Origin of the sequence: Pseudomonas sp. R62 (genome assembly GCF_000257605.1) — a bacterium.
Lineage (GTDB): Bacteria > Pseudomonadota > Gammaproteobacteria > Pseudomonadales > Pseudomonadaceae > Aquipseudomonas > Aquipseudomonas atacamensis.
Map to the genome: position 1 here is coordinate 1 of NZ_AHZM01000881.1, position 1126 is coordinate 1126.

Below are 1126 nucleotides of genomic sequence, written 5' to 3' on the forward strand. Positions count from 1 at the left end.
GATCTCTTCAGTCACCGCCGACTGCTCTTCGGTTGCCGTCGCCACCTGATGGTTCATATCGCTGATGCGCTCAACTTGGCCGGTGATTGCCGTCAGCGATGCACCGGTGCGCTGGCTTGACTCAACCCCGGTGCCGGTCGCGGCCTGGCCGGTGCGCATCGATGACACGGCGTTTTCCGCGCCTTGCTTGAGGCTGCCGATCATCAGTTGAATTTCGTCGGTCGAGGCCTGGGTCCTGCGCGCGAGGGTGCGCACTTCATCGGCGACCACCGCGAAGCCACGGCCCATGTCGCCAGCGCGGGCGGCTTCGATGGCGGCGTTGAGTGCCAGCAGATTGGTCTGTTCGGAAACGCCACGAATCACCGCCAGCACCGAATCGATCGACGCCACTTGCTGTGCCAGCTCACCCACCGCCCCTGCCGCCACGCCGATCTCATCGGACATGCTTTCGATATGACGGATCGAGCCACCGACCACTTCCCGCGCCTGCAACGCCTCATCGCGCGCGGTTTGCGAGGCAAGCGCGGCGTTGCCAGCGTTCTGCGCGATTTCCTGCACGGTCAGGCCCATTTCGTGGACGGCGGTGGCTACCATGTCGGTCATTTCCTGCTGCCGGCCGGAACGCTCGGCGGTGTTGTCCACCACCTTCGCCACTTGCCCCACGGCCGTGCGCAGGCGCTCGCTGGTGGTCAGCACTTCGCCGATCATCGCGCGCTGGCTGTCGAGGAAGCGGTTGAAGCCGCGCGCCAGGTCACCCAACTCATCGGCACGGCTGGAATCTAACCGGTGAGTCAAATCTCCACCACCGCTACCGATGGCCACCAGCGCCCGTGTTACTTGTCGAATCGGTCGCACCAGCCCCTGCGCCAGCCACACCACTAGTGCCAGGCAGACCAGCGCCACCACCAGACCGATGCCGCCACTCATCCACATCGCTTTCCGTGCTTCGGCGTAGATCTGCGACTGCGGCACTTCGGCCACCAGCGTCCAGCCGAGATCGCGCAGCGGCAGGCTGAAGGCGAGGAAGTCTTCACCCTCGCGCTGGAAGCTACTGTTGACCGCCTCCTTGTGCCCCATCAGCGCTTGCGCCGCATTGGCACCGATCTGCTCGGTCAAGGTGCGTTTA

The 1126-nt window shown here is 64.7% G+C and carries 1 protein-coding gene; it reads right to left on the reverse strand.

Features of this window, described 5'->3' with window-relative positions; genetic code table 11:
- Positions 1-1126: methyl-accepting chemotaxis protein (locus OQK_RS00835; protein ID WP_016770694.1), on the reverse strand; the 1126-nt coding region annotated here is incomplete at both ends.